The sequence below is a fragment of the Bradyrhizobium sp. genome (assembly GCF_049581145.1).
Lineage (GTDB): Bacteria > Pseudomonadota > Alphaproteobacteria > Rhizobiales > Xanthobacteraceae > Bradyrhizobium.
The window spans coordinates 1-4,561 of record NZ_JBAURI010000594.1 but is presented as its reverse complement, the minus strand read 5'-3'; the positions used below and the strand labels follow the sequence as shown (position 1 = coordinate 4,561).

At 62.7% G+C, this 4,561-nt stretch carries 3 protein-coding genes and 1 pseudogene; all 4 read right to left on the bottom strand.

What is annotated here, in order from left to right; translation table 11 throughout:
• Positions 1 to 248: biotin/lipoyl-containing protein (locus WCB02_RS19635; protein WP_423960589.1), on the bottom strand; the 248-nt coding region annotated here is incomplete at its 3' end.
• Positions 249 to 401: 153 nt separating this feature from the next.
• Entirely contained in the window at positions 402 to 3,371 is a 2,970-nt protein-coding gene (locus tag WCB02_RS19630; RefSeq protein WP_423960587.1) for a 2-oxoglutarate dehydrogenase E1 component, read from the bottom strand.
• A 134-nt stretch (positions 3,372 to 3,505) separates the two neighbouring features.
• On the bottom strand, positions 3,506 to 4,390 hold the full coding sequence (gene sucD, locus WCB02_RS19625; RefSeq protein ID WP_423960585.1) for a succinate--CoA ligase subunit alpha: 885 nt from the start codon (positions 4,388 to 4,390) through the stop codon (positions 3,506 to 3,508).
• A 36-nt stretch (positions 4,391 to 4,426) separates the two neighbouring features.
• Positions 4,427 to 4,561: pseudogene (locus WCB02_RS19620) on the bottom strand (DUF1579 domain-containing protein); the annotation flags it as partial.

The following is a 4,561-nucleotide window of genomic DNA, read 5'->3' as shown; positions in this document are numbered from 1 at the left end:
GGGACCGCACCCGCGCCTTCCTTGATCTGACCGAGCAGCGCGCCGACGGCGACGGTGTCACCGTCCTTCACCGAGACATCGGACAGTACGCCGGCAGCGGGGGCCGGCACCTCGATCGTGACCTTGTCGGTCTCCAGCTCAACCAGCGGCTCATCCACCGCGACGGCATCGCCGGCCTTCTTGAACCAGCGGCCGATGGTGGCCTCGGTCACGGATTCGCCGAGCGTCGGAACGCGTATCTCAGTCATGGTCTGTTTCCTCGATAACCTGCGCGGTCATAACGATTGTCTGTCATCCCCGCCAAGTACGAAGCATCCAGTCGCAGGCGACGGCGTCGATCGCACACCGACGACACCGGTACTGGATGCGCCGCGGCCGCGGGGCATGACGATGAAAGTTTCTTAGTTCAGCGCCTCGTCCAAAAGTGCCTTGAGCTGCGCCAAATGCTTCGACATCAGGCCGGTGGCGGTCGCCGCCGAAGCCGCGCGTCCGGCATAACGCGGGCGCTTGTGCGGCGCGCTGATCTGGTTCAGCACCCATTCGAGATAGGGCTCGATGAAGTACCATGAACCCATGTTGCGCGGTTCTTCCTGGCACCAGACCACCTCGGCGCCCTTGAAGCGGCCGAGCTCGGCGACCAGCGCCTTCAGTGGCACCGGATAGAGCTGTTCGATGCGCATGATGTAGATGTCGTCGATGCCGCGCTTCTCGCGCTCGTCGTAGAGGTCGTAATAGACCTTGCCCGAACACAGCACCACGCGGCGTATCTTGTCATCGCCCTGCAGCCTGGTCTTGTCGTCGGGATGCATCTGCGCGTCATCGTAGAGGATGCGATGGAAGGTCGCGCCCTTGCCCAGTTCTTCCAGCCGCGAAACCGCGCGCTTGTGGCGCAGCAGCGACTTCGGCGTCATCACGATCAAGGGCTTCCTGATTTCGCGATGCAGCTGACGCCGCAGAGCGTGGAAGTAATTGGCGGGCGTGGTGGGGTAGACCACCTGCATGTTGTCTTCGGCGCACATCTGCAAGTACCGCTCGAGCCGCGCCGAGGAATGCTCCGGTCCTTGCCCTTCATAGCCGTGCGGCAGCAGGCAGACGAGGCCGGACATGCGCAGCCATTTGCGCTCGCCGGACGAGATGAACTGGTCGAACAGGACCTGCGCGCCGTTGGCGAAATCGCCGAACTGCGCTTCCCACATCGCGAGCGCGTTGGGCTCGGCCAGCGAATAGCCGTATTCGAAGCCGAGCACCGCCTCTTCCGACAGCAGCGAGTTGATGACTTCGTAATGGCCCTGCTCGCCGCCCAGATGATTGAACGGCGTGTAGCGGCTCTCGTCCTCCTGGTCGATCAGGACCGAATGCCGCTGCGAGAACGTGCCGCGCTCGGAGTCCTGTCCGGACAGCCGCACGTGATGGCCTTCCTGCAACAGCGTGCAGAATGCGAGCGCCTCGCCGGTCGCCCAGTCGATGCCGACGCCGTTCTCGATTGCCTTGGCGCGGTTATCCAGGAAGCGGGCGATGGTGCGGTGCGCGCGGAAGCCGTCGGGCACCTTGGTGATCTTGCGCCCGATGTCCTTCAGTATGGCGGTATCGACACCGGTGATGCCGCGGCGGGCATCCTCTTCCTGATCGGCCGACTTCAAGCCGGCCCACTTGCCGTCGAGCCAGTCCGCCTTGTTCGGCTTGTAGCCGGAGCCGGCCTCGAATTCCGCATCGAGCCGCGCGCGCCAGTCGGCCTTGGCCTTCTCAACCTCGCCTTCGGTCACAACGCCCTCCGCCACCAGCCGCTTGGCGTAGATCTCGAGCGTGGTCGGATGCGAGGCGATCTTCTTGTACATCACCGGCTGGGTGAAGGCGGGCTCATCGCCCTCGTTGTGGCCGTGCCGGCGATAGCAGAACATGTCGATGACGACCGGCTTGTGGAACTTCTGCCGGAATTCGGTGGCGACCTTGGCCGCGAACACCACGGCCTCGGGATCGTCGCCGTTGACATGGAAGATCGGCGCGTCGATCATCTTTGCCACATCCGACGGATAGGGCGAGGAACGCGAATAGCGCGGATAGGTGGTGAAGCCGATCTGGTTGTTGACGATGAAATGAATGGAGCCGCCGGTGCGGTAGCCCTTCAGGTCCGAGAGGCTGAAGCATTCCGCCACCACGCCCTGGCCGGCGAACGCCGCATCGCCGTGCATCAAGAGCGGCAGCACCGAGATGCGCTGATCGGGCGGATCGCCATGCTGGTCCTGCTTGGCGCGCACCTTGCCCAGCACCACGGGATCGACGATCTCCAGATGCGATGGATTGGCAGTCAGCGACAGGTGAATCCGGTTGCCGTCGAACTCCCGGTCCGACGATGCGCCGAGATGGTATTTGACATCGCCCGAGCCTTCGACCGCGTCGGGATTGGCCGAGCCGCCCTTGAATTCATGAAACAGCGCGCGATGCGGTTTCGCCATGACCTGCGTCAGCACGTTGAGCCGGCCGCGATGCGGCATGCCGACCACGATTTCCTTGACGCCGAGATTGCCGCCGCGCTTGATGATCTGCTCCAGCGCCGGAATCAGGGATTCCGCGCCGTCAAGACCGAACCGCTTGGTGCCGGTGAACTTGACGTCGCAGAATTTTTCGAAACCTTCGGACTCCACCAGCTTGTTCAAGATGGCGCGGCGGCCTTCGCGGGTAAAGCTGATCTCCTTGTCCGGCCCCTCGATGCGCTCCTGAATCCAGGCCTTTTGCGCGGCGTTGGAGATATGCATGAACTCGACGCCGAGCGTCTGGCAGTAGGTCCGCTCGCAGATCGCGACGATCTCGCGCAAGCTGCCATATTCCAACCCCAGCACGTGATCGAGGAAGATCTTGCGATCGAAATCGCCTTCCGCAAAACCGTAGCTGCGCGGATCGAGTTCTTCGCGGTTGCGCGGCGCCTCGATGCCGAGCGGATCGAGCTTGGCATGAAAGTGACCGCGCATGCGGTAGGCGCGGATCAACATCAGCGCGCGCACCGAATCGCGCGTCGCCTGATGCAGTTCGGCCGCCGTGACCTCGGCGCCTTTCGCCAGAGCTTTTTCCTGAGCCTTGGCAGCGATCTTGGCGCCCACCGATTTCTCGACGTCGTCCCAATTGCCGTCGAGGGCGGACGTCAGTTCATCGTGCGGCGCGAGCGGCCAGTTGTTGCGGCTCCAGGACGGGCCTTCGGCGTTCTTGCGGACATCCTCCGGGATGTCCTTCAGGCTCTTGAAAAACGCCTGCCATTCGGCGTCGACCGAGGCCGGGTCTTTTTCATAGCGAGCATAGATATCGTCGATGTAAGTGGCGTTTGTGCCCTGCAAAAAAGATGAGAGGGCAAAGGCGGCGTTCGCGTCCTGGCGAGACATGATGGCGTCCTGGTGATTTCAGACTTTGCGCATGACAAACGGCGCAACACCGATCCCGGCATTGGATCAGTGGGGTAAGGACCCTTTACCTTATTTAGGCGGAAACTTCGCGTTGAAAAGAACTAAGGTTTGAATCAGGATTTCAATTTTTCGGTAAGGGTATGTCCGAGTCGAGCGGGCGACGGGGAAACGGTGATTCCCGCCGATTCCATTGCCGCGGTCTTGGAGCCGGCATCGCCCTTGCCGCCGGAAATGATGGCGCCGGCATGGCCCATACGGCGGCCGGGAGGCGCGGTGACGCCGGCGATGAATCCGACCATCGGCTTCTTGCGGCCACGCTTGGCCTCGTCCTTGAGAAACTGCGCGGCATCCTCCTCGGCGGTGCCGCCGATCTCGCCGATCATCACGATCGAGGTGGTCTTGGGATCGCTCAGGAACATTTCCAGCACATCGATGAATTCGGTTCCCTTGACGGGGTCGCCGCCGATGCCGACCGCGGTGGTCTGGCCGAGGCCCTCCTGCGAGGTCTGGAACACCGCCTCATAGGTCAGGGTGCCCGACCGCGACACGATTCCGACCGAGCCCGGCTTGAAGATATTTGCCGGCATGATGCCGATCTTGCATTCGCCGGCGGTCATCACACCGGGGCAGTTCGGCCCGATCAGCCGCGATTTCGATCCGGACAGCGAGCGCTTCACCCGCACCATGTCGAGCACCGGAATCCCTTCGGTGATGCAGACGATCAGCGGGATTTCAGCGTCGATCGCCTCGCAGATCGCGTCGGCCGCGCCCGGCGGCGGCACATAGATCACGGACGCATCGGCGCCGGTCTTTTCTTTCGCTTCCTGAACCGTGTCGAACACCGGCAGACCGAGATGCGTCGATCCGCCTTTGCCGGGCGAGGTGCCGCCGACCATCTTGGTGCCGTAAGTGATCGCGGCCTCGGAATGGAACGTGCCGTTCTTGCCGGTGAAACCTTGGCAGATGACCTTGGTGTTCGTGTCGATCAGGATGGACATGTCTGGCTGTGCTTTCGCGGACGGAACAGGAAAGGGTTAAGCGGCACGCTTGTAGACGCCGGTGAGCACGTCGGCCCAGCCTTCGGCGTCTGGCGAGAACTGGATCCTCATCGCGTAGGAATCGTCGTCGATGACTTCGTAGACGTGGCGGGCATTGCCGCGGAGCGACCC

Coding starts and splice junctions, on each gene's coding strand:
- WCB02_RS19630 (WP_423960587.1), bottom strand. CDS start 3,371: ATGTCTCGCCAGGACGCGAACGCCGCCTTTGCCCTCTCATCTTTTTTG.
- sucD (WP_423960585.1), bottom strand. CDS start 4,390: ATGTCCATCCTGATCGACACGAACACCAAGGTCATCTGCCAAGGTTTC.